Annotated in this window: 16 protein-coding genes; 13 read left to right on the forward strand and 3 right to left on the reverse strand. The window is 39.2% G+C overall.

Going from position 1 to position 22,023, the window contains the following annotated elements:
• Nucleotides 1–2: 2 nt before the first annotated feature.
• The 5 genes from garR to AB3I27_RS00600 all read left to right on the forward strand — a co-directional run bounded on the left by garR (nucleotide 3) and on the right by AB3I27_RS00600 (nucleotide 6,247).
• Nucleotides 3–899 (forward strand): 2-hydroxy-3-oxopropionate reductase, encoded by an 897-nt coding sequence (garR, locus tag AB3I27_RS00580; protein WP_002308995.1) that lies wholly within the window; start codon nucleotides 3–5, stop codon nucleotides 897–899.
• Between the two features lie 27 nt (nucleotides 900–926).
• Nucleotides 927–2,282, forward strand: a complete 1,356-nt coding sequence (locus AB3I27_RS00585; RefSeq protein WP_002313674.1) for an enolase C-terminal domain-like protein — start codon at nucleotides 927–929, stop codon at nucleotides 2,280–2,282.
• A 96-nt stretch (nucleotides 2,283–2,378) separates the two neighbouring features.
• Nucleotides 2,379–3,683 (forward strand): SLC13 family permease, encoded by a 1,305-nt coding sequence (locus AB3I27_RS00590; protein ID WP_002308997.1) that lies wholly within the window; start codon nucleotides 2,379–2,381, stop codon nucleotides 3,681–3,683.
• 42 nt (nucleotides 3,684–3,725) lie between these two features.
• Nucleotides 3,726–5,054 carry an enolase C-terminal domain-like protein gene (locus AB3I27_RS00595; protein ID WP_002292115.1) on the forward strand — a complete coding sequence of 443 codons (1,329 nt, stop codon included), beginning with the start codon at nucleotides 3,726–3,728 and terminating at the stop codon, nucleotides 5,052–5,054.
• Nucleotides 5,055–5,098: 44 nt separating this feature from the next.
• Nucleotides 5,099–6,247 (forward strand): glycerate kinase, encoded by a 1,149-nt coding sequence (locus tag AB3I27_RS00600; RefSeq protein ID WP_104760047.1) that lies wholly within the window; start codon nucleotides 5,099–5,101, stop codon nucleotides 6,245–6,247.
• A gap of 44 nt (nucleotides 6,248–6,291) precedes the next feature.
• Here AB3I27_RS00600 and AB3I27_RS00605 read toward each other — a convergent pair whose 3' ends face one another.
• The gene (locus AB3I27_RS00605; protein ID WP_002292113.1) at nucleotides 6,292–7,029 is read right to left on the reverse strand and encodes an amino acid ABC transporter ATP-binding protein; all 738 of its coding nucleotides are present in this window, start codon (nucleotides 7,027–7,029) and stop codon (nucleotides 6,292–6,294) included.
• Nucleotide 7,030: 1 nt separating this feature from the next.
• Nucleotides 7,031–8,533: an amino acid ABC transporter substrate-binding protein/permease gene (locus AB3I27_RS00610; protein ID WP_002292110.1), complete on the reverse strand. Its 1,503-nt coding sequence runs from the start codon at nucleotides 8,531–8,533 to the stop codon at nucleotides 7,031–7,033.
• Between the two features lie 258 nt (nucleotides 8,534–8,791).
• On the opposite strand from AB3I27_RS00610, the gene uvrB reads away from it, so the two are divergent.
• The 8 genes from uvrB (at nucleotide 8,792) to AB3I27_RS00650 (ending at nucleotide 21,262) form a co-directional block, all read left to right on the forward strand.
• Nucleotides 8,792–10,786, forward strand: coding sequence for an excinuclease ABC subunit UvrB (uvrB, locus tag AB3I27_RS00615; RefSeq protein WP_002292109.1), 1,995 nt, complete (start codon nucleotides 8,792–8,794; stop codon nucleotides 10,784–10,786).
• 9 nt (nucleotides 10,787–10,795) lie between these two features.
• Nucleotides 10,796–13,612: an excinuclease ABC subunit UvrA gene (gene uvrA, locus AB3I27_RS00620; protein WP_368022879.1), complete on the forward strand. Its 2,817-nt coding sequence runs from the start codon at nucleotides 10,796–10,798 to the stop codon at nucleotides 13,610–13,612.
• Nucleotides 13,613–13,874: 262 nt separating this feature from the next.
• A complete protein-coding gene (locus AB3I27_RS00625) occupies nucleotides 13,875–15,140 on the forward strand; it encodes a D-aspartate ligase (protein ID WP_002320122.1) in 1,266 nt (421 codons plus the stop codon).
• Nucleotides 15,141–15,143: 3 nt separating this feature from the next.
• The gene (locus AB3I27_RS00630; protein WP_002345169.1) at nucleotides 15,144–15,875 is read left to right on the forward strand and encodes an aspartate racemase; all 732 of its coding nucleotides are present in this window, start codon (nucleotides 15,144–15,146) and stop codon (nucleotides 15,873–15,875) included.
• Between the two features lie 136 nt (nucleotides 15,876–16,011).
• Nucleotides 16,012–16,896, forward strand: a complete 885-nt coding sequence (gene rapZ / locus AB3I27_RS00635; RefSeq protein ID WP_002292102.1) for an RNase adapter RapZ — start codon at nucleotides 16,012–16,014, stop codon at nucleotides 16,894–16,896.
• Nucleotides 16,893–17,891, forward strand: a complete 999-nt coding sequence (gene yvcK / locus AB3I27_RS00640; RefSeq protein ID WP_002316327.1) for a YvcK family protein — start codon at nucleotides 16,893–16,895, stop codon at nucleotides 17,889–17,891. The genes rapZ and yvcK overlap by 4 nt, the downstream gene beginning before the upstream one ends.
• A gap of 33 nt (nucleotides 17,892–17,924) precedes the next feature.
• Nucleotides 17,925–18,860: a DNA-binding protein WhiA gene (gene whiA, locus AB3I27_RS00645; RefSeq protein ID WP_002292098.1), complete on the forward strand. Its 936-nt coding sequence runs from the start codon at nucleotides 17,925–17,927 to the stop codon at nucleotides 18,858–18,860.
• Between the two features lie 170 nt (nucleotides 18,861–19,030).
• Nucleotides 19,031–21,262 (forward strand): excinuclease ABC subunit UvrA, encoded by a 2,232-nt coding sequence (locus tag AB3I27_RS00650; RefSeq protein ID WP_104760048.1) that lies wholly within the window; start codon nucleotides 19,031–19,033, stop codon nucleotides 21,260–21,262.
• Between the two features lie 118 nt (nucleotides 21,263–21,380).
• Here AB3I27_RS00650 and AB3I27_RS00655 read toward each other — a convergent pair whose 3' ends face one another.
• Nucleotides 21,381–21,902 carry a DsbA family protein gene (locus AB3I27_RS00655; protein WP_002292093.1) on the reverse strand — a complete coding sequence of 174 codons (522 nt, stop codon included), beginning with the start codon at nucleotides 21,900–21,902 and terminating at the stop codon, nucleotides 21,381–21,383.
• Between the last annotated feature and the right edge of the window lie 121 nt (nucleotides 21,903–22,023).

The following is a 22,023-nucleotide window of genomic DNA, read 5'->3' on the forward strand; positions in this document are numbered from 1 at the left end:
AAATGAAAATCGGATTTGTAGGACTAGGAATCATGGGTAAACCAATGGCAAAAAATCTAATAAAAGATGGTTATGAGGTTATCTGTTATGATTTCAATCAATCGAATATGGATGAAGTTGCAGCAGCTGGAGCTTCAACAGCAAAAAATAGTCAGGAGTTAGCAAATCAATCAGATATCGTAATTACTATGTTACCGAATTCTCCGAATGTGGAAGCCGCATTGTTTTCAGAAGAAGGGATAGCCGCTGGAATCAGTGAAGGCAAGATCGTAATCGATATGAGTTCGATTAATCCTGTTTCTAGTCAGCGATTTGCAGAAAAGCTTGCAGGACTTGGAGTAGAGTTCTTAGATGCGCCGGTATCTGGAGGAGAACCAAAAGCAATTGACGGAACAATCGCTGTTATGGTCGGTGGGAAAAAGAAAGTTTTTGATCAATGCTATGAGTTGCTCCTATCAATGGCAAGTTCAGTCACTTATATAGGTGAGGTAGGTGCGGGAAACATTGCTAAACTAGCTAATCAAATAATCGTCGCAATCAATATCGCCGCTGTCGGTGAAGCTTTATCCTTTGCTACTAAAGCAGGTGCTGATCCCGAGTTGGTCTATCAAGGGATTCGTGGTGGATTAGCAGGGAGTACGGTTATGGATGCTAAATCACCGATGATTTTGAACCGAGATTTTGATCCAGGATTCAGAATAGAGTTGCACATCAAAGATCTACAGAATGCGTTAGATACCTCACATATGATAAATGCCGGAATTCCTTTGACAGCTCAATTGATGGAAATCATGCAAGTACTAAAAAATGACGGTTTGGAGAAAAAAGATCATTCAGCTATTGCGTGTTACTACGAAAAAATAAATAACTTGACAATCGAAAGTAAAGATACAGTTTGATTTTCGTAAAGAGAGAGGAACTAGTGTATGAGAACGATTGATACGATACCCAAAATAATGAAAATGGCTGTCTATCCAGTAGCAGGTTATGACAGTATGACTCTGACTCTCAGTGGAGCCCACGCCCCTTACTTTACAAGGAATATCGTTGTTTTAGAAGATGAGACTGGTCAAAGAGGAGTGGGAGAGATTCATGGCGGAGAAGATATTACAAAGATGCTAGAAAGTTATATTCCTTTGGTAGAAGGTCAGAAAATTGCTGATTACCGACAAGTGATTACAACTATTCGTAAAAAAGGTTGGTTGGCAAAAGGAAATGATGGACAGGGTCTGCAAGGTTTAGATTTGAAAAATATGAAATTTGTTGTTCAAGCAGAAGCAGCAGTTGAATGCGCTATGCTTGATCTATTAGGAAAGCATCTAAATATGCCGATGTGTACATTGCTTGGAGATGGAAGACAGCGAGCCGAAGTTGAAGTCCTTGGCTATCTATTTTATATCGCAGATTGCGAGAAGACTGATTTGCCATATTTAGTGGAATCTTCATGTAAAGATAAATGGGACGAACTTCGTCGAAAAGAAACATTGACACCTGAAGAAATTGTTGCTCAAGCAAAAGCGGTGAAAGAAAGATATGGGTTCAATAATTTCAAGTTGAAAGGCGGAGTTTTTTCGGGGGAAGCAGAGATGAAAGCGATAGAAGCACTGCACGACGCTTTCCCCGATGCACGAATCAATATCGATCCAAATGGTGCATGGTCTTTAGAAGAAGCAATTGATCTGTGTAAAGACAAATTATCAATGATTTCCTATGTCGAAGATCCATGTGGTCCTGAACAAGGATTTTCTAGTCGTGAGATCATGTCAGAATTCAAGACAGCTACAAGGCATCAAGTGGCAACGAACATGATTGCGACGAATTGGCGACAATTCTATCATGCCTTAGAAACAAAAGCTGTAGATATCGTGTTGGCTGATCCTCATTTTTGGACGTTGAATGGAAGTATTCGTATGGCTCAAATATTAGCTGATTTCGGATTGACTTGGGGATCGCATTCTAATAATCATTTTGATATTTCCTTAGCTGTATTTGCGCAATGTGCAGCAGCGGCTCCTGGAAAAATCACTCCTATTGATACACACTGGATTTGGCAAGATGGACAGGCGTTATGCAAAGATCCTTTAGTTATTCGTGATGGAAAAATCAAAGTGACAGATAAGCCTGGATTAGGCATCGAAATAGATATGGAAAAACTTGAATCAGCGCATCACCTATATCAAAAAATTGAAAAGAAATATAGGGATCGTGATGACTCGTTAGCAATGCAATATTTAATTAAAGGTTGGATGTTTGATTCAAGTAGACCTTGTTTGGTGCGCTAAACATGTAATAAAAGATAATTGATGAAACTAGCTGACTTTTCTCCTATTCTTGCCAGCTGGATCAATTATGAAAAAATGGTTGAAGGAGATTACGGCATGAGTTATTTAGCAATTTTAGGCTTCGCAATGATGGGAGTCATCACTTTTCTGCTAATGAAAGATAAACTGAATATTTTGGTTTGTTTTGCGATTTTGCCCCTTGTTTTTTCATTTCTAAGCGGTGCTGATTTATCCAAGACAACAGAACATATTATATCTGGACTAGATCTCACTAGAAGTATCTTTTTAATGATTATGTTCTCGTTACCGTATTTTGCATTAATGACAGATGCTGGATTATTTGAGATTTTGATCTATAAAGTGCTGAAGAAAATGAAGATTGGTGGACCAATCCTGTGTAGTTTTACTGTACCGTTGGCTATCCTTGCAACATTAGACGGGAGTGTCATGTCTACTTATTTGATTGTTATCCCATTACTATTACCGTTGTTTAAAAAATTAAAGATTGATCCGATGATTCTGGTTTTTTTGACTTCGCTTGGTACGATGTTAGGAACGATTAAACCTTGGAATGCACGGGTGCTCCGGGCTGCTGCATTGTTGCCAAATGTCGATAGTCCGGCGATGCATGTCTTTTTAAAACTAATTCCTTTGATGATATTGATGACGATTTTGACCATGATATTCGCTTATTTTTTAGGAAAGAAAAGCCAAAAAAGAAATGGATTCATTAAAAAGAATATAGAAGCAGGTACATTAGTGGGAGAAGAACCAGAGCTTTCCGAAATGTCAAGACCTAAACTTTTTTGGTTCAATCTCTGCTTGACAATAGCTGTGGTCACGCTACTTATCGTTACTTCTTTTCCAGAATTTTATATTTTTGCCGTTGGTTTAATCCTTGCACTAGTGATCAATTATCCAGATCGCAAGATGCAAAACAAGCTGGTCAGCAAATATGCTGCGGCTACCTATCCCATAGCACCGATCGTCTTTATGTCAGGAGTCGTAGTTGGTGTATTGGAAGGAACGGGGATGATGGAACAAATGGTCATGACTTTAGTTGAGATCGTGCCTTCTTCTATGGGACCCTATCTTCATATCATTATCGCACTGTTGAGTACACCTTTGATGTTCATTTTCACTAATGATACTTGGTATTTTGCCTTAGTTCCCATTATAACAGCAGTAGGAGAACAATATGGAGTTGCTGCAGATATTATCGTGTTAGCGTTATTTTTCAATGTTGGTGCATTTGCTTCTATCGTGGCACAGCCTCAAATCATCATGGCCTGCGACCTTGGAGGAGAAACAATTAGAGAGTATATTCGCTTTTCTTTCTTCAAATTGTGGGGAATCAGCATCGTTTGGACGTTGGTAGGATTTGCTATAGGAATTTTTTAATAAGCTAGGCAATTAGAAATTAAAACAAAAAGGAGAAAAAAGATGATTCCGAAAATAATTGATACAAAAGTTATACCAATCGCAGGTTATGACAGTATGCTACTGAATCTAAGCGGTGCTCATGGCCCCTATTTTACGAGAAATCTATTTTTGATGACAGCAGACAATGGAGAAATCGGTGTAGGAGAAGTGCCGGGAGGGAAAAATATCCAAAAGGTTTTAGAAGACGCAAAGCAACTGCTTATTGGTAAAACAATCGGTGAATATAAAAATGTGTTGAAGAAAGTCCATCATAATTTCAATCATTTGGATAGTAGTGGTCGAGGATTGCAGACTTATGATTTGCGCACAACGATTCACGCAGTAACAGCTATTGAATCAGCTTTTCTTGATCTATTAGGCAAGTTCTTTCAAGTTCCAGTTGCTGCGCTTTTAGGAAATGGACAGCAAAGAGATGAGATAGACGTTCTAGGATATCTGTTTTATATTGCAGATTCTAGACAAACGACGTTGCCTTATTTGCTAGGTGACGATGAGTCTGATGAATGGGGTCGACTGAGAAGAGAAGAAGCATTGACTTCTGATTCGATCGTCTCTTTAGCGAAAGCTGCACATGAAAGATACGGTTTTAAGGATTTCAAATTAAAAGGAGGCGTCTTAGAAGGTGAGGAAGAGATAAAGACGATCTGTGCTTTGAAAAAAGCTTTTCCAAACTCTAGGATCACGCTAGATCCAAATGGCGCATGGTCTTTGCAAGAAGCAATTGATTTATGCAAGGGAATGAATGGTATCTTATCTTATGCGGAAGATCCTTGTGGGGCTGAGAATGGATTATCGGGAAGAGAAGCATTAGCGGAATTCAGAAAAGCAACTGGATTACCAACAGCCACAAATATGGTAGCTACAGACTGGCGACAAATGCAACATTCTGTAGCTTTGCAAAGCGTATCTATCCCATTAGCAGATCCCCATTTCTGGACAATGGATGGTTCGGTCAGAGTAGCGCAAATGTGTCATGATTTTGGATTGACTTGGGGCTCTCATTCCAATAATCACTTTGATATCTCACTTGCGATGTTTACGCATGTAGCAGCGGCGGCACCTGGTGAGATCACAGCCATCGACACTCATTGGATCTGGCAAGATGGACAGGAATTATCAAAAAGACCATTCGTTATTAGAGATGGGAAAATCAAGTTGACAGAAGAAATCATTGGTTTAGGTGTAGAACTAGATATGGAGAAAGTAGAAAAGGCACATCAGCTCTATTTAGACAACGAATTAGATTCAAGAGATGATGCAGTAGGAATGCAATTCTTAATTCCAGGATGGACGTTTGATCACAAAAAGCCATGTTTAGTACGTCCATAGCTTAAAGTAGTCATGTTGATTATGGTAGAAAAAGCAGGTGTAGCATGAAGAAAAAAATCATCATTGCGTCAGACTCCTATAAAGGAAGTGCTTCGACTTTTGAAGTAGAAGCATCTATTGAAGAAGGAATCAAACGAGTGGAGAAACAAGCAGATGTACTCAAGATCCCGATTGCAGATGGTGGAGAAGGTACTGTTGATGCAATCATTGAGGGGTGCGGTGGAGAATATCGATACATCACAGTGACTGGACCGTATCAGCAAATGGTTCAAGCAAAATTTGGGTTGATTGATACCGAGCGTGCCGTGATCGAAATGGCTCAAGCTTCCGGTTTGATGCTTGTTGGAACCAATCAGATGAATCCGATGGAAGCAACATCTTATGGAACAGGCGAGCTCATCAATGAAGTACTAGCCCATGGTGTAAATGAAATTTATATCGGTATTGGTGGAAGTGCAACGAACGACGGCGGAGTGGGTATGGCCCAAGCTTTGGGAGTGTCTTTTAAAGATGCCGATGGAAAAGAGATAGCGCTTGGCGCGAAAGAAATCGCAATGATTGATTCCATTGATATATCTAATATTAATCCAAGGTTGAAAGAGACTGTTTTTTACATTTTATCTGATGTTTCCAACCCTCTATGTGGGCAAAACGGCGCTTCTTTTATTTATGGGAAACAAAAAGGAGCTTCTGGAGCGCAAGTGTTAAAATTAGATGAAGCACTCTGTCATTATGGTCAAAAGATCCAAGAAACGTTAGGGATAACCGTTCTAGAAATGGAAGGTGCAGGTGCGGCAGGTGGTTTAGGAGCAGGTCTGTTGGCGTTCTGCGATGCAGAAATGTGTCAAGGAATCTCGAAAATCCTTGAACTTTTAAAGCTTGAAGAATACATGAAAAAGGCAGATGTTGTCATTACAGGTGAAGGGAGAATGGACGGTCAATCTTTGAATGGAAAAGCACCAGTTGGGATTGCTATTCTAGCCAAAAAATATGATATTCCTGTTATAGCTATCGTCGGTAGTGCCTCGGCTAATCTTTCGACCATTTATGAAACTGGTATCGACTATGTACTTGATATCATCAATGAACCGATGGAACTTTCTTATGCGATGGAACAGGTAGAGCGATTGCTTGTTTGTGCAGGAGAACAAGCGATGCGACTGATACAGTTAGGTGAGAAAATAAGAAGATAAAAACACACGGTCCCTTCATGGCGACCGTGCATTTTTGGTTTTTATTAAATATTTAATACTTTATTCAAGAAATCTTTTGTCCGTTCATTTTGCGGATTTTCAAAGATTTGTTGAGGCGTTCCATCTTCTAAAAAGTTACCGTCGTCAATGAACATGACGCGATTGGCTACTTCTTTAGCGAACCCCATTTCGTGCGTAACGATAACCATCGTCATACCTTGTTCTGCCAATTTTTTCATGACGTTCAAGACATCACCAACCATTTCAGGGTCGAGTGCAGAAGTAGGCTCATCAAAAAGCATGATGTCAGGATTCATCGCTAGAGCACGAGCGATAGCTACACGCTGTTTTTGTCCACCGGAAAGCATTTCAGGATACATATCTTTTTTATCTTCTAGACCAACTGTCTGTAGCAATTTGATTGCTTTTTTCTCTGCTTCTTCTCTGGATTCTTTCTTCAGATCCATCGGTGCTAAAATGATGTTTTCCAAAATAGAAAGATGAGGGAATAGGTTAAAGTGCTGGAATACCATTCCGATATGTTGTCTCACCAAGTTGATATCTGTGCTTTTATCCATCAAGTGGGCGCCGTCAATAATGATCTCACCGTCAGAAGGTTCTTCTAAACGATTCAAGCAACGTAAGAATGTACTTTTTCCTGAACCTGAAGGGCCGATGATACAGACGACATCTCCTTCGTTGATGGATACGTTGATGTCGTTTAATACTGTGTTATCGCCGTATTTTTTGACTAGATGCTCAACTAAGATTTTTTCTGCCATCTTACTTCACCTTCTTTTCTAAAACTTTCGCTAATTTTGTCAATGCTGTAATCAAAATCAAGTACATGATCGCGATGATCAAATAAACATACGTACTTTGTGTCGTACGTGCAACGATGATTTTACCAGTTTGTAGCAATTCGACTACACCAATTGCGGAAATGATCGTTGTATCTTTCAATGAGATAACGAACTGATTCACGAATGATGGAATCATGATGCGTATCGCTTGTGGTAAAATGATTTTTTGCATCGTCCGATTATAAGAAAGACCCAAACTTCTAGAAGCTTCCATTTGTCCGACAGGAACGGCATTGATTCCGCCTCGAACAATCTCTGCGATATAAGCACTTGCGTTAAGAGTCAAGGTGATAACACCAGCGATGAAGTCGGGGATCGTAAATCCAACGATACCAGGCAATCCAAAGAAAATAAAGAATGCAAGAACCATCATCGGAATCCCACGGATGATATCGACATAAATGCTAGCAACCGTGCGAAGCGCGCGTATTGGTGCTACACTGAATAATCCAAAAATCACACCGATTACTATAGCCAAAGCGAAGGAGATCAAAGTCAAGAGAATCGTTCGCCAAAGTCCTTTTAACAATGCTTGATAGTTGTTTTGGATAAGTCCAAGAAATGTCGATTCATCAGCTGCGGAAGAATCACTAGAAGATTCTGAACCATCTGCTACATATTCTTTGATGATCTTATCGTACTCGCCTGTTCTTTTTAATTCTTTCAATCCTTCATTGAACATATTAAGAAGTTCAGGGTTTTGCCCTTTTTTGACGGCAAATGCATACTTTCCGCCAGATTCTTTTTCAATTGGTGTTTCCAATTCTTGTCCTTGTTTGATCGCATAACCAATTACTGGATAATCATCCATCATGGCATCAATTGCGCCAACTTTCAACCCGTCATACAATTGATCTGCAGCATCAAAATATTTGATAGAATAGCCGTATTCAGATTCATGATCGCTTAAAAATTCTGCACTTTCGGTTCCAACTTTTGCTCCGACTGTTTTTCCTTTCAAATCTTCATAAGACTTGATCGAAGTGTCGCCTTTTTTGACAGCTAATTGAATTCCGCTGTCAAAGTAAGAATCAGAAAAATCGTAGCTTTTCTTTCTTTCGTCCGTTACCGTCATTCCGGCAATCATCCCGTCTGCTTGTCCTGATTCTAAAGCTTGCAAAGCAGCGGAGAATCCACGATAGTCCATTCGGATGTTGAATCCTTGCAGTTTGGCGATGCTTTCCATCAATTTTACATCGATGCCCTCGTACTCGCCGTTTGCGTTTTGAAATTCAAATGGAGCAAAAGCAGAGTCGCTAGCAATTACGTATACGTCTTTTTTGGGCTCTATTTTTTGCATTGTCTCGCTTGTGCTTGACTCTGCCGTTGTAGTGTTGTCAGCTTGTGCAACATGACCAAACGCAAGTGTCACAAGTCCTGTCATTAAGAAAACAAATGAGTGAAATAAATGCTTTCTTTTCATAATCAACCTCCTAAATTTCCAATATTTTATTATTATAGGCGAAAAGTGCTGAATCAGACAAGACTGTAGGCTCGAAAAAATGAAAAAAATGCGAGTTTCTAACATTGTATGTTATAAAACATAACATGGAGAATGAGAGAAAAAAGTGGCGAAAGTATGTTCGGTGTGGTATAATTTTTTAGTAAGGAATGCCTATGCTTTCCTTTTCTTTTTATTGGTCGTAAAATGAAAAGGAATGAATGAAAAGGAGGACAAAGAATGATTGAAAGAGATACCTCCCGACGCTTTGAGCTTGTCTCGAAATACCAACCGGCTGGTGATCAGCCTGAAGCGATTAACCAATTAGTGGATGGCGTAGTCGGCGGGAAAAAAGCACAAATTTTATTAGGTGCGACTGGAACAGGGAAAACATATACGATTTCCAATCTTATTGAGAAAGTGAATAAACCAACACTGATTATTGCCCATAACAAAACATTGGCTGGTCAGCTGTACGGGGAATTCAAGGAATTTTTCCCTAACAATGCTGTTGAATATTTTGTTTCTTATTATGATTATTATCAGCCTGAAGCTTATGTGCCTTCAAGCGATACGTATATCGAAAAAGATTCAAGTGTAAATGATGAGATCGATAAATTACGACATTCGGCTACTAGTTCATTATTAGAAAGAAATGATGTGATCGTCATTGCATCCGTTTCATGTATTTTTGGATTAGGTTCGCCTTTTGAGTATCAAAAACAAGTCGTTTCGATTCGACAAGGAGCAGAATTAGATCGCAACCAGTTGATTCGTGACTTAGTCAGTATCCAGTTCGAAAGAAATGATATAGATTTTCAGCGCGGTCGTTTTCGAGTGCGTGGTGATGTCGTGGAGATTTTCCCGGCTTCAAGAGATGAACGTGCCTTAAGAGTGGAGTTTTTTGGAGATGAAGTCGAACGTATCCGAGAAGTCAACGCGCTGACAGGTGAAGTTTTAGGAGAAACGGAACATGTAGCAATCTTCCCGGCAACTCACTTTGTGACGAATGACGAACATATGGAGCATGCCGTAGCGAATATCAAAGCAGAATTAGAGCAGCGTTTAGCTGTTTTACGAAATGAAAACAAACTTCTAGAAGCTCAACGTTTAGAACAGCGAACCAATTATGATATTGAAATGATGTTAGAAATGGGCTACACTTCAGGAATCGAAAATTATTCTCGGCATATGGACGGACGTAAAGAAGGCGAACCGCCTTATACGCTATTGGATTTCTTTCCTGAAGATTTTTTGATCGTGGCTGACGAATCGCACGTGACCATGCCTCAAATCAGAGGAATGTATAATGGCGACCGAGCGAGAAAACAGATGCTAGTAGATTACGGTTTCCGTTTGCCATCTGCTTTAGACAATCGACCGCTTCGTCTAGAAGAATTTGAAAAACATGTCAATCAGATCATTTATGTCTCTGCGACACCAGGACCATATGAATATGAACAAACTGATACCGTTATCCAACAAATCATCCGTCCGACAGGGCTGCTTGATCCAGTAATCGAAGTCCGTCCAATCATGGGACAAATCGATGATCTAGTAGGCGAAATAAATGAACGGGTCGAAAAAGATCAACGGGTATTTGTAACGACACTGACGAAAAAAATGGCAGAAGACCTCACAGATTATTTCAAAGAATTAGGAATCAAAGTCAAATATCTGCATAGTGATATCAAAACGTTGGAACGAACAGAGATCATTCGAGATCTACGATTAGGCGAATTTGATGTGTTAGTCGGAATCAATTTGCTTCGTGAGGGATTAGATGTACCTGAAGTTTCTCTTGTTGCTATCTTGGATGCAGATAAAGAAGGCTTTTTACGTAGCGAACGTTCCTTAGTTCAAACGATTGGGCGAGCTGCTCGTAATGAAGAAGGGAAAGTAATCATGTACGCAGACAAGGTGACGGATTCTATGCGTTTAGCGATGGATGAAACGTCAAGACGTCGTACGATTCAGCAGAAGTACAATGAAGAACATGGGATCGTTCCAAAAACGATCATTAAAGAAATCCGAGATTTGATTTCTATTACGAAAGAATCGGAAGATGATACAAAAGAAGCGGTACAAGTCTCGTACGAAGAAATGACGAAGGAAGAAAAAGATACGTTATTGATGAAATTAGAAAAAGAAATGAAAGATGCGGCAAAAGCTTTGGATTTTGAAACAGCCGCTAATGTACGAGATATGATTTTAGAATTAAAAGCTTCGAAGTAGGAGGACAACATGGCTAACGATAAAGTTACGATTCATGGTGCACGTGCCCATAACTTGAAAAATATAGATGTCACGATTCCACGAGACAAATTCGTGGTCGTTACAGGTTTGTCCGGTTCTGGAAAGAGTTCCTTAGCATTTGATACACTGTATGCAGAAGGACAGCGGAGATACGTAGAAAGTCTTTCTGCGTATGCCCGCCAGTTTTTAGGTCAAATGGATAAACCAGATGTAGACAGCATCGACGGATTGAGTCCGGCGATTTCTATTGATCAGAAAACAACAAGTAAAAACCCTCGTTCGACAGTAGGTACTGTGACGGAAATCAATGACTATTTACGCTTGTTGTTTGCTCGTGTAGGACATCCGATTTGTCCCAACGATCATATCGAGATTACCAGTCAATCAGTAGATCAAATGGCCGATCAAGTAATGGCTTTACCTGAGCGCACAAAGATTCAAGTAATGGCACCAATCGTGGTAAAGAAAAAAGGTCAACACAAAAAAATATTCGAACGAATCCAAAAAGAGGGATACGTCCGCGTTCGAGTCGATGGCGAAATCTATGATTTAAGTGAAGTACCTGAGCTGGAGAAAAACAAAAAACACGATATCGCAATCGTCATCGACCGGATCATTGTGAAAGAAGGAATTCGTTCTCGTCTATTTGATTCTTTAGAGGCAGCCTTGCGACTGGCAGACGGCTATGCTTTGGTTGACGTGATTGGCGAAGAAGAAATGTTGTTTAGCGAACACTATGCTTGTCCTTATTGCGGATTTACTGTTGGTGAACTAGAACCAAGACTGTTCTCCTTCAATGCGCCTTTTGGAGCTTGTCCAGACTGTGACGGTTTAGGCGTCAAATTAGAAGTCGATCAAGATTTAGTCATTCCAGATAGAACGAAGACGCTTAGTCAAGGTGCAATCGTTCCATGGAATCCAATCAGCTCTCAATATTATCCTCAAATGTTAGCGCAGGCTTGCGAAAGTTTCGGTATCGATTTGGATACACCATTCGAAGAATTACCGGAAGAACATCAGGAAATCATCTTAAATGGAACAGATGAACTTTTCCATTTCCATTATGAAAATGATTTTGGTGGCGTTCGCGATGTAGAAACAACTTTCGAAGGAGTATTGAAAAATATCGAACGTCGTTATCATGATACGAACAGTGATTTCACGCGTGAGCAAATGCGTCTTTATATGACCGAATTGACTTGTCAGACGTGTAAAGGTTATCGTTTGAATCCTCAAGCATTATCTGTTCAAATCAATGGAACGAATATTGGGCAAACAAATGAATTGTCTATCCAAAAAGCAGTAGACTTCTTCTCAAACCTTACATTATCTGAACAAGAAAAAGTGATTGCCAAACCGATTTTAAAAGAAGTAAATGACAGACTTTCATTCTTAGAAAATGTCGGATTAGACTATCTAACCTTGAGTCGTGCTTCGGGAACGTTATCTGGAGGAGAAGCACAGCGAATCAGATTGGCTACGCAAATTGGATCGAATCTTTCTGGAGTTCTGTATATTTTAGATGAACCATCGATCGGATTACATCAACGCGATAATGATCGACTGATTGGCTCATTGAAGAAAATGCGTGATCTTGGCAATACACTCGTTGTGGTCGAACATGATGAAGATACGATGTGGGCAGCAGATTATCTGATTGACGTCGGACCTGGAGCAGGGGAACAAGGCGGACAAATCGTTGCTGCAGGTACTCCTGAAGAAGTAGCTAATGATGAAAATTCTTTGACAGGGAAATATCTTTCAGGGAAAAAATCGATCCCGGTGCCAAAAGAACGCCGTAAAGGTAATGGGAAAGCAATCAAGATTACTGGTGCTTCAGAAAACAATCTGAAAAATATCAGTGTCGAATTTCCTTTAGGAGAATTTGTAGCAGTAACAGGTGTGTCTGGTTCTGGAAAGAGTACATTGGTCAATAGTATCTTAAAGAAATCATTAGCGCAGAAATTAAATAAGAATTCTGCCAAGCCAGGTAAATTCAAGACAATTTCCGGCTACGAAAGTATCGAAAAGATCATCGACATCGATCAAAGCCCAATCGGACGGACGCCGAGAAGTAATCCAGCGACTTATACGAGTGTCTTTGATGATATCCGTGGGTTATTTGCTCAAACAAACGAGGCAAAAATGCGGGGATATAAGAAAGGTCGTTTTAGTTTCAACGTAAAAGGCGGTCGTTGTGAAGCGTGTCGCGGGGATGGGATTATTAAGATCGAAATGCACTTTTTGCCTGATGTCTATGTTCCTTGTGAAGTATGTCATGGCAAACGATATAACTCTGAAACATTAGAAGTGCATTACAAAGGAAAAAGCATTGCAGATGTTTTGGAAATGACGGTAGAAGATGCTGTAGAATTCTTCAAGCATATTCCAAAGATTCATCGCAAACTGCAAACGATCGTTGATGTTGGCTTAGGGTATGTGACGATGGGACAACCAGCAACGACATTGTCCGGTGGCGAGGCGCAACGGATGAAACTTGCCAGTGAATTACACAAAATCTCTAATGGAAAGAATTTCTATATATTAGATGAACCAACGACTGGTCTTCATAGCGACGATATCGCCCGTTTGTTGCAAGTGTTACAAAGGTTAGTAGACGCTGGTAATACAGTTTTAGTGATCGAACACAATCTAGATGTAATCAAAACAGCCGATCATATCATTGATTTAGGACCAGAAGGCGGAGAAGGCGGAGGAACGATCCTTGCGACTGGAACTCCAGAAGAAATCATTGATGTAAAAGAAAGCTATACAGGTCACTATTTGAAAAAAATAATGGTATAAAGAAGATAGATCGCTGAGATAGTTAAAAAAACATAAAAAAATGAATTTTTGCTTGTTTTCTTAATACTAGTGTTCTAGAATCATTACATGGTAGTTCTTTCTACACTGATTGGTATAGATAAAAACTTCCTATAAGTTCAATCCGTTCAAAAAAGAATTGAGCAATCGGAGGAGTTTCCTTTGATTGCTTTTTTCTTTATGGTATGATATTCCTTGTGTAGTTAGAAAAGAAAAACAAGAGATTATGAGTAAGTGAGAGATAATGATGAACAGTATTGAAAATGAAGAATTTATCCCTATATTATTAGGAAGCGACATGAACGTTTATGGTATGGCACGTTCTTTTAACGAAGCATACGGCAAAGTCTGCCAAGCATATGCTTCTGATCAATTAGCCCCTACCCGCTACAGTAAAATCGTCAATGTAGAAGTCATTCCAGGATTTGATAAAGACCCTGTATTTATCGAGACGATGCTTCGTTTGGCAAAAGAAAGATATTCTGATAAGAGTAAAAAATATCTTTTGATCGCTTGTGGTGATGGGTATGCAGAATTGATCTCTCAACATAAGCAAGAGCTGTCAGAATATTTTATCTGTCCGTATATTGATTATTCTTTATTTGAAAGACTGATCAATAAAGTAAGCTTTTATGAAGTTTGTGAAGAATATGATCTTCCGTATCCTAAAACATTGATCGTCAGAGAAGAAATGTTAGTAAATGGACGCTTAGAACAGGAATTGCCTTTTGAATTCCCGGTTGCTTTGAAACCCGCAAACAGTGTGGAGTACCTTTCTGTTCAATTTGAAGGAAGAAAAAAAGCGTTTATTCTAGAAACGAGAGAAGAGTTTGATTTGATTTTAGGTCGGATCTATGAAGCCGGTTATACTAGTGAAATGATCGTACAAGATTTTATCCCGGGTGATGATAGTAATATGCGTGTGCTAAATGCGTATGTAGATGAAGATCATCAAGTTCGGATGATGTGTCTTGGTCATCCACTTTTAGAAGATCCTACACCAGCATCGATTGGAAATTACGTTGTGATCATGCCAGATTATAACGAAAAAATCTATCAAACCATTAAAGCATTTTTGGAAAAAATCGAATATACCGGCTTTGCCAATTTCGATATGAAGTATGATCCTAGAGATGGAGAATATAAATTATTTGAAATCAATTTGAGACAAGGACGTAGCAGTTTCTTTGTGACATTGAACGGCTTGAATCTGGCTCGTTTCGTCACAGAAGATCGAGTGTTCAACAAACCCTTTGTTGAAACGACCTATGGAACGAATCAATCAGATAAAGCAAGATTATGGATGGGTGTGCCCAAAAAAATCTTTTTAGAATATGCTCGGGAAAATGAAGACAAAAAACTAGCTGAGCAAATGATCAAAGAAAATCGTTACGGCACTACTGTATTTTATGAAAAAGATCGGTCAATCAAGCGCTGGATGTTGATGAAATATATGTTCCATAACTATATTCCAAGATTCAAAAAGTATTTTCATGTGAAAGAAGGCTAGTTCATGGAGAATTTTTTCAGTATTTTAGGCGGAATGGGCACGATGGCGACAGAAAGTTTTGTTCGCTTGATCAACCACCGAACGAAAGCTACAAAAGATCAAGAATATTTGAATTATGTCTTATTCAATCATGCAACAGTTCCTGATCGTACAGCTTATATTTTAGATCGATCAGAAGAAAATCCAATGCCGTTTCTGCTGGACGATATTGAGAAACAAAATTTATTGCGACCAAACTTCATTGTGTTGACTTGTAACACAGCACATTACTTTTTTGAAGAATTACAAGCGGCAACGGATATTCCTATTCTGCATATGCCAAGAGAAGCAGCAAATGAACTTGTCCGTCAGCATACGACAGGGAAAGTAGCGATTCTAGGAACAGAAGGAAGTATGAAAGCTGGAATCTATGAACGCGAAGTCAAAAATCTTGGATTCGAAACAGTGATTCCTGATACTGCGCTTCAAGAAAAAATCAATTATTTGATCTATCATGAAATCAAAGAGTCAGATCACTTGAATCAAGAACTCTACTATGAGATTTTGGAGGAAGCGGTAGAGCGATTAAACTGTGAAAAAGTTATTCTAGGTTGCACGGAATTATCTTTGATGCATGAATTTGCTGAAGATAATCATTACCCAGTGATCGATGCTCAATCTATTTTAGCGGATCGGACGATCGAACGTGCATTAGCTGAAAGAAACGAAGCATTAGATACAGTATCTGAAAAGTAGAAAAATCTTGGATTTGGGGCAAATATCCTAAAAGATATTTGGTCCAAATCTTTTTGTAAAAGAGAAAGAAAGCTGGTAATGATACGCCCGGAATGATATAATTTTATTATGTACAATGTGAGAGGGGTTCGTAAATATGACAGATAATTTGCAATTAGTCATCATAACAGGTATGAGCGGTGCAGGAAAAACAGTAGCTATCCAAAGTTTTGAGGATATGGGCTATTTTTGTATCGATAATATGCCACCTCGATTGATTCCAAAATTCTGGGAATTAATCAAAGAATCAGGTAAAGTCACAAAAATGGCTTTAGGAGTAGATTTACGTTCTCGTTCCTTCTTTGAAGAAATTCAAAACATGCTGATTGAAATCGAAAATACGAACTTCATCGACACTTCTATCTTGTTTTTAGATGCTTCGGACGAAGAACTAGTTGCTCGTTACAAAGAAACAAGACGAGCGCATCCGATGGCAATGGACGGTTTGATCACTGAAGGAATCCGTAAAGAGCGGGCAATATTAGACGACTTGAAAGCACAAGCTTCCGTGATCATTGACACCACGACATTGACACCACGACAATTACGCGAAAAAATCAACGAGTCTTTCAAGTCAAAGGGAGACCAAGGATTTCGAATCGAATTTGTATCATTTGGCTTTAAATATGGGTTGCCGATTGACTCTGATATCGTGATGGATGTACGTTTTTTGCCAAATCCTCATTATATTCCAGAACTAAGACCACTAACTGGTAAAGACCAGCCAGTCTATGATTATGTGATGTCCTTTGATGAAACACAATCTTTCTATCATAAATTTTTGGATCTTCTGGAAACCGTATTGCCTGGATATATCAAAGAAGGAAAAAGCAGCTTGACAGTTGCAATCGGCTGTACAGGCGGCCAACACCGTTCTGTGGCGTTGACTGAACGTTTGGCAAATGCTTTAGGAAAAACATATAAAGTCAATGTGACACATCGGGACAAGGATAAAAGGAAAGAGACGGTGAACCGGTCGTGAAAATGAAAACCTACCGGATAAGAAAACCAAAGATCGTAGTGGTCGGCGGTGGCACGGGTCTGCCGGTTATCCTAAAAAGTTTACGAAATCAGGGAGCAGATATCACGGCGGTAGTAACTGTTGCGGATGATGGTGGAAGCAGCGGCGCAATCAGAGAATCGATCGCTATGGCTCCTCCTGGTGACTTGAGAAATGTCTTAGTAGCGTTATCAGATATGCCGCAATTCTATGAAGATATTTTCCAATATCGTTTTAAAAAAGAAGATCAGTTCTTAGCCAATCATACGATCGGTAACCTGATTATTGCTGCAGTTTCCGAAATGCGAGGAAGCACATATGAAGCGATTCAATTATTAGCGAAAATGATGCATGTAGATGGACACGTCTATCCTTCTTCAGAAACGCCTTTGACCTTGCATGCCGTCTTTAAAGACGGAACGACTGCAGTAGGAGAATCTAAAATCGCGATTGATCGCAAAACGATCGATCATGTCTATGTTTGCAACACGAATGATAAAAGTGAAGCTAAAGCGGCACGAAAAGTCGTTTCAGCAATTATGGATGCCGACATGGTCGTTTTGGGTCCCGGCAGTTTATTCACTAGCATCCTTCCCAATTTAGTGATACCAGAAATTGGCGAAGCTATGATTAATACAACTGCTGAAACCGTGTATATCTGTAATATCATGACCCAAAAAGGGGAAACTGAACACTTCACCGATGCCGATCATATACGTGTCTTACACAAGCATTTGAAGCAGCCTTTTATCGACACGGTACTAGTCAATACGGAAAAAGTACCAGAAGATTATATGGACCCGGAAATCTATGATGAGTACTTAGTACAAGTCGCACATGATTTCCATGGATTGAGAAATGAAGGCTGTCGAGTGATTTCTACCGACTTTTTAGAATTGAAAGACGGTGGTGTCTTCCATGATGGAGACAAAGTGGTAGAAGAATTATTCCGATTAGTTTTCGGTTCAAAATATTAAGCAATTTATTGTTGGAGAAAGGAGGAGAATAGGATGTCATTTGCTGCAGATGTGAAGAAAGAACTAACTGGTTTGGAAGTTCATCGAGAACATGCGAAAGCAGAATTAGCTGCTTTGTTGCGAATGAACGGCTCTTTAGGTATTGTGAACCAGCAGTTTATTTTGAACGTCCAAACAGAAAATGCTGCAATTGCCAGACGTATCTATTCTCTTTTGAAAGATCATTATCAGGTACGAAGTGAGCTACTCGTTCGTAAAAAAATGAAATTAAAAAAGAACAATGTCTATATCGTCCGCTTGAAGCAAGGCACAAAAGATGTGTTGATGGATCTTGATATTATGGATGGTATGATGTTCAATGGACACGTTTCGGACGAGATTATGGGGAATTCGCAAAAAATGCGTTCGTATTTACGTGGGGCTTTTATGGCCTCGGGTTCAGTCAATAATCCAGAAACAAGCCGTTACCATTTAGAGATATTTTCCATTTATGAACAGCATAACCAAGACATTTGCGATATGTTGAATTATTACGGACTGCATGCTCGAACGCTTGAACGACGCAATGGCTATATTTCCTATTTAAAAGGCGCAGAAAAGATTGCTGATTTCTTGACACTGATTGGTGCAACTAATTCGATGCTTCGATTTGAAGACGTGCGGATCGTACGGGATATGAGAAATTCGGTCAATCGCCTAGTTAATTGTGAGACAGCAAATTTGAATAAGACGATTGATGCGGCTTCTAAACAAATTGAAAACATCGAATTGATCGAAGCAAAGGTCGGTCTGCATGCCCTTCCTGAAAAACTTCAGGAAATTGCTGAACTCCGGCTTCAGCATCCAGAAGTCAGTTTGAAAGAGTTAGGGGAAATGATTCCCTCAGGTACGATATCCAAATCGGGAATCAATCACCGTATACGCAAAATCAATGAATTTGCGGAAAAACTACGTGAAGAAGCAGTGTAATCCAATGTAAAAACTGATACATGAAGCAGAGGTGCGGATGTATCAGTTTTTTTTATTTAACAAAATATCACTTGCTTTTCTTTTCTTCTTCTGTCAAACTATAAATCCCTATTACTGCCCGTTGTTCGCCATAGATTTGTTTAAAAATCGATTTTAAAGGAGAAACAAGGATGACAGAGTATATTGAATTGATTCATGCACGAGAAAACAACTTGAAAAACATTGATTTGCGTATCCCAAAAAATAAAATTACCATCTTTACTGGCGTATCAGGGTCTGGCAAATCTTCTATTGTTTTTGATACGATTGCACAGGAGGCGGGCAGACAACTGAATGAGACTTTTAATAGTTTTGCACGTAATTTTTTGCCTAAATATAGCAGACCTGATATTGATGAAATCAAGCATTTATCCACGGCTGTTTTGATCAATCAGAAGAAACTGGGAGGAAATGCTCGATCCACTTTAGGTACTGCAACGGATATTCAGGCACTTTTTCGAATTTTATTTTCACGCTTTGCTGAACCGCCATTAGGTTATGCCAACGCGTATTCATTTAATGATCCTCAAGGTATGTGCCCTGTCTGCCAAGGAATTGGAAAAACGATAACATTGAATATCGATGCCGCCGTAGATGTGACACGCTCACTAAATGAAGGAGCAATCTTGCTTCCCAATTTCACGGTAGGGACTTGGTATTGGAAAATGTATGCAGAGACTGGTTTATTCGACCCAAACAAACCAATCTCCGAATACACATCAGAAGAATACGATCGATTATTGTATGGAAAAGCAGAGAGAATCAATATACCAAGTGCGGGAGATATGAATGTGACGTATGAAGGGATTGTCACTCGATTCATGCGAACCAATGTCCATACTGAAAAAGAAACAACGAAAAAAACAGCAAAGGTTCTGGAGACGTATACCAAAATGGACACTTGTCCAGAATGCCAAGGAAAACGTTTCTCACACGAAGTCCTAAACTCTAAAATAAACGGTTATAATATATACGATTTGACCGCAAAAGAATTATCTTCACTATTACAAATACTAGAAACGTTAGATAACAAAGAGCGTCATCCGTTGATTGCCAGTATCAAAAAACGTATCCAAGATTTGATTGATATTGGATTAGGCTATATGACATTGACACGCGAGACTTCAAGTTTATCTGGAGGGGAATCACAGCGAGTAAAAATGGTGAAGCAATTAGCTAGCAGTTTGACTAATATGATGTATATTTTTGATGAGCCAAGTACAGGATTGCATCCTAGAGATGTCCATCTACTTAATGATTTATTAAAAAAAATCCGAGATGAAGGGAATACAGTTCTGGTAGTCGAACATGATCCTGATGTCATCAAGGTGGCCGATCATATCGTGGATGTAGGACCTTATGCTGGAAGTCACGGCGGTGAGATCATGTATACTGGGGATTATGATGGATTACTGGATTCTGGTACGTTAACGGGAAACTATTTGCGACATCAATTACCAATCAAAAAAGAAGTACGGACATTTTCAGAAACCTTTATTAGCCGCCAGAGCTCTTTGCATAATTTAAAAAATATTCGCTTAGAAATCCCTAAAGGTGTTTTTACCGTTGTTTCTGGGGTAGCTGGTTCTGGCAAGAGTACATTGGTCAATCAAGTATTTTTAAAAGACTTTCCAGAAAGCCTACTTATTGATCAAAATCCAATCCATACGAACAAACGGTCAAATCCAGCCACATTCAGTGGGATCATGAATAACATTCGGAAAGCTTTTGGTAAAGAAAATCAAGTTGATGCTGGATATTTCAGCTACAATTCTAAAGGGGCTTGTCCAGAATGCAAAGGAATGGGTGTAATCGAGCTTAATCTATCCTTTATGGACGAATCAGAGGTAGTTTATTCAAATTGCCATGGGAAACGTTATGATCCAGCTGTTTTGGATTATCGTTATCGTGGAAAAAATATCGTAGAAGTCATGGATATGACCATAGAAGAAGCACTTGAATTTTTTGATGAGAAAGAGATCCAGCGAAAGCTTGAGAATCTAGAAGAAGTTGGTATTGGTTATCTGACTCTTGGACAGCCGATGGACACCTTATCTGGCGGAGAAGCACAAAGGCTGAAATTAGCTAATGAATTGAAAACAAATGGACAAATATACATTCTAGATGAGCCAACAACAGGACTGCATATGTCAGATGTCGAAAATGTGATTCGAATTATCAATAACTTAGTGGATAAAGGGAACACGGTCATTGTTATTGAACACAATCTAGATGTGATCCGAAGTGCTGATTGGATCATTGATCTTGGACCAGAAGGTGGATCTGGTGGTGGAAATATTCTTTATGAAGGGATTCCAGGAGGATTAAAGAACGCACAAACGATCACTGGAAACTATATCTGATTGAATACTGTTTAGTGGAGAGGTTGTGACAGAAGCTACTTCTGGAACACCGTTTATTCGGAAAAAACATACTAGGAAAGGGCTGTGACAAGACTTTTGTCACAGCCCCCTTGTTGTTTTATTTTGCTTGGATCAATTCTTTTAGTTTTTCTTTTGAAATAGATTCATCAAAGATTTCTTTACCCAAGATGACGGTTGGAACAAATCGAATATGTGCTTGCTCAGCTTCGTTGATGATAGCTTGGCTCAGCTGTTCGTTTTTTTGTTCTGCCAGCCCTAATTTATCTGCTGCAAAATCCGCTACTCCTTGGAGCGAAAGATGTTTCCACTCGTCTTGAGTATCGAATATTTGTTTGATCTCTTTGATTGCTTGTTGTCCATCGCTGATCGTGATATACCGGTGCATCACGTTTCCTCGCTGCAAGCTTTCTTTTTCTTTATCGAATAATTTGATCACTCTCTGTAATTGACCGCTTTGGACGGCTTCTTCCAATAGCTCATGAGATTCTTCAAACCATTGTCGGCAATATGGGCAAGCTAAGTTGATGAATTCGATCATTTTTTTAGGAGCATCTGATGAACCATAAGTAATACCTTTTTCTGTAGTTGTTTTTGTTGCATCAATCACTGATATATCCATGTAAAAACACCTCTTTCGGTTATAGTTTACACATGTCTGACAAAAAAAGGCAACGATTTAGATTGTTTTTCTAAAAAAATGATTGAAATAGACGTATGTGAAATATTTTTCTAAATAAAAG

The sequence above is a fragment of the Enterococcus sp. C46 genome, assembly GCF_040887565.1.
Lineage (GTDB): Bacteria > Bacillota > Bacilli > Lactobacillales > Enterococcaceae > Enterococcus_B > Enterococcus_B lactis.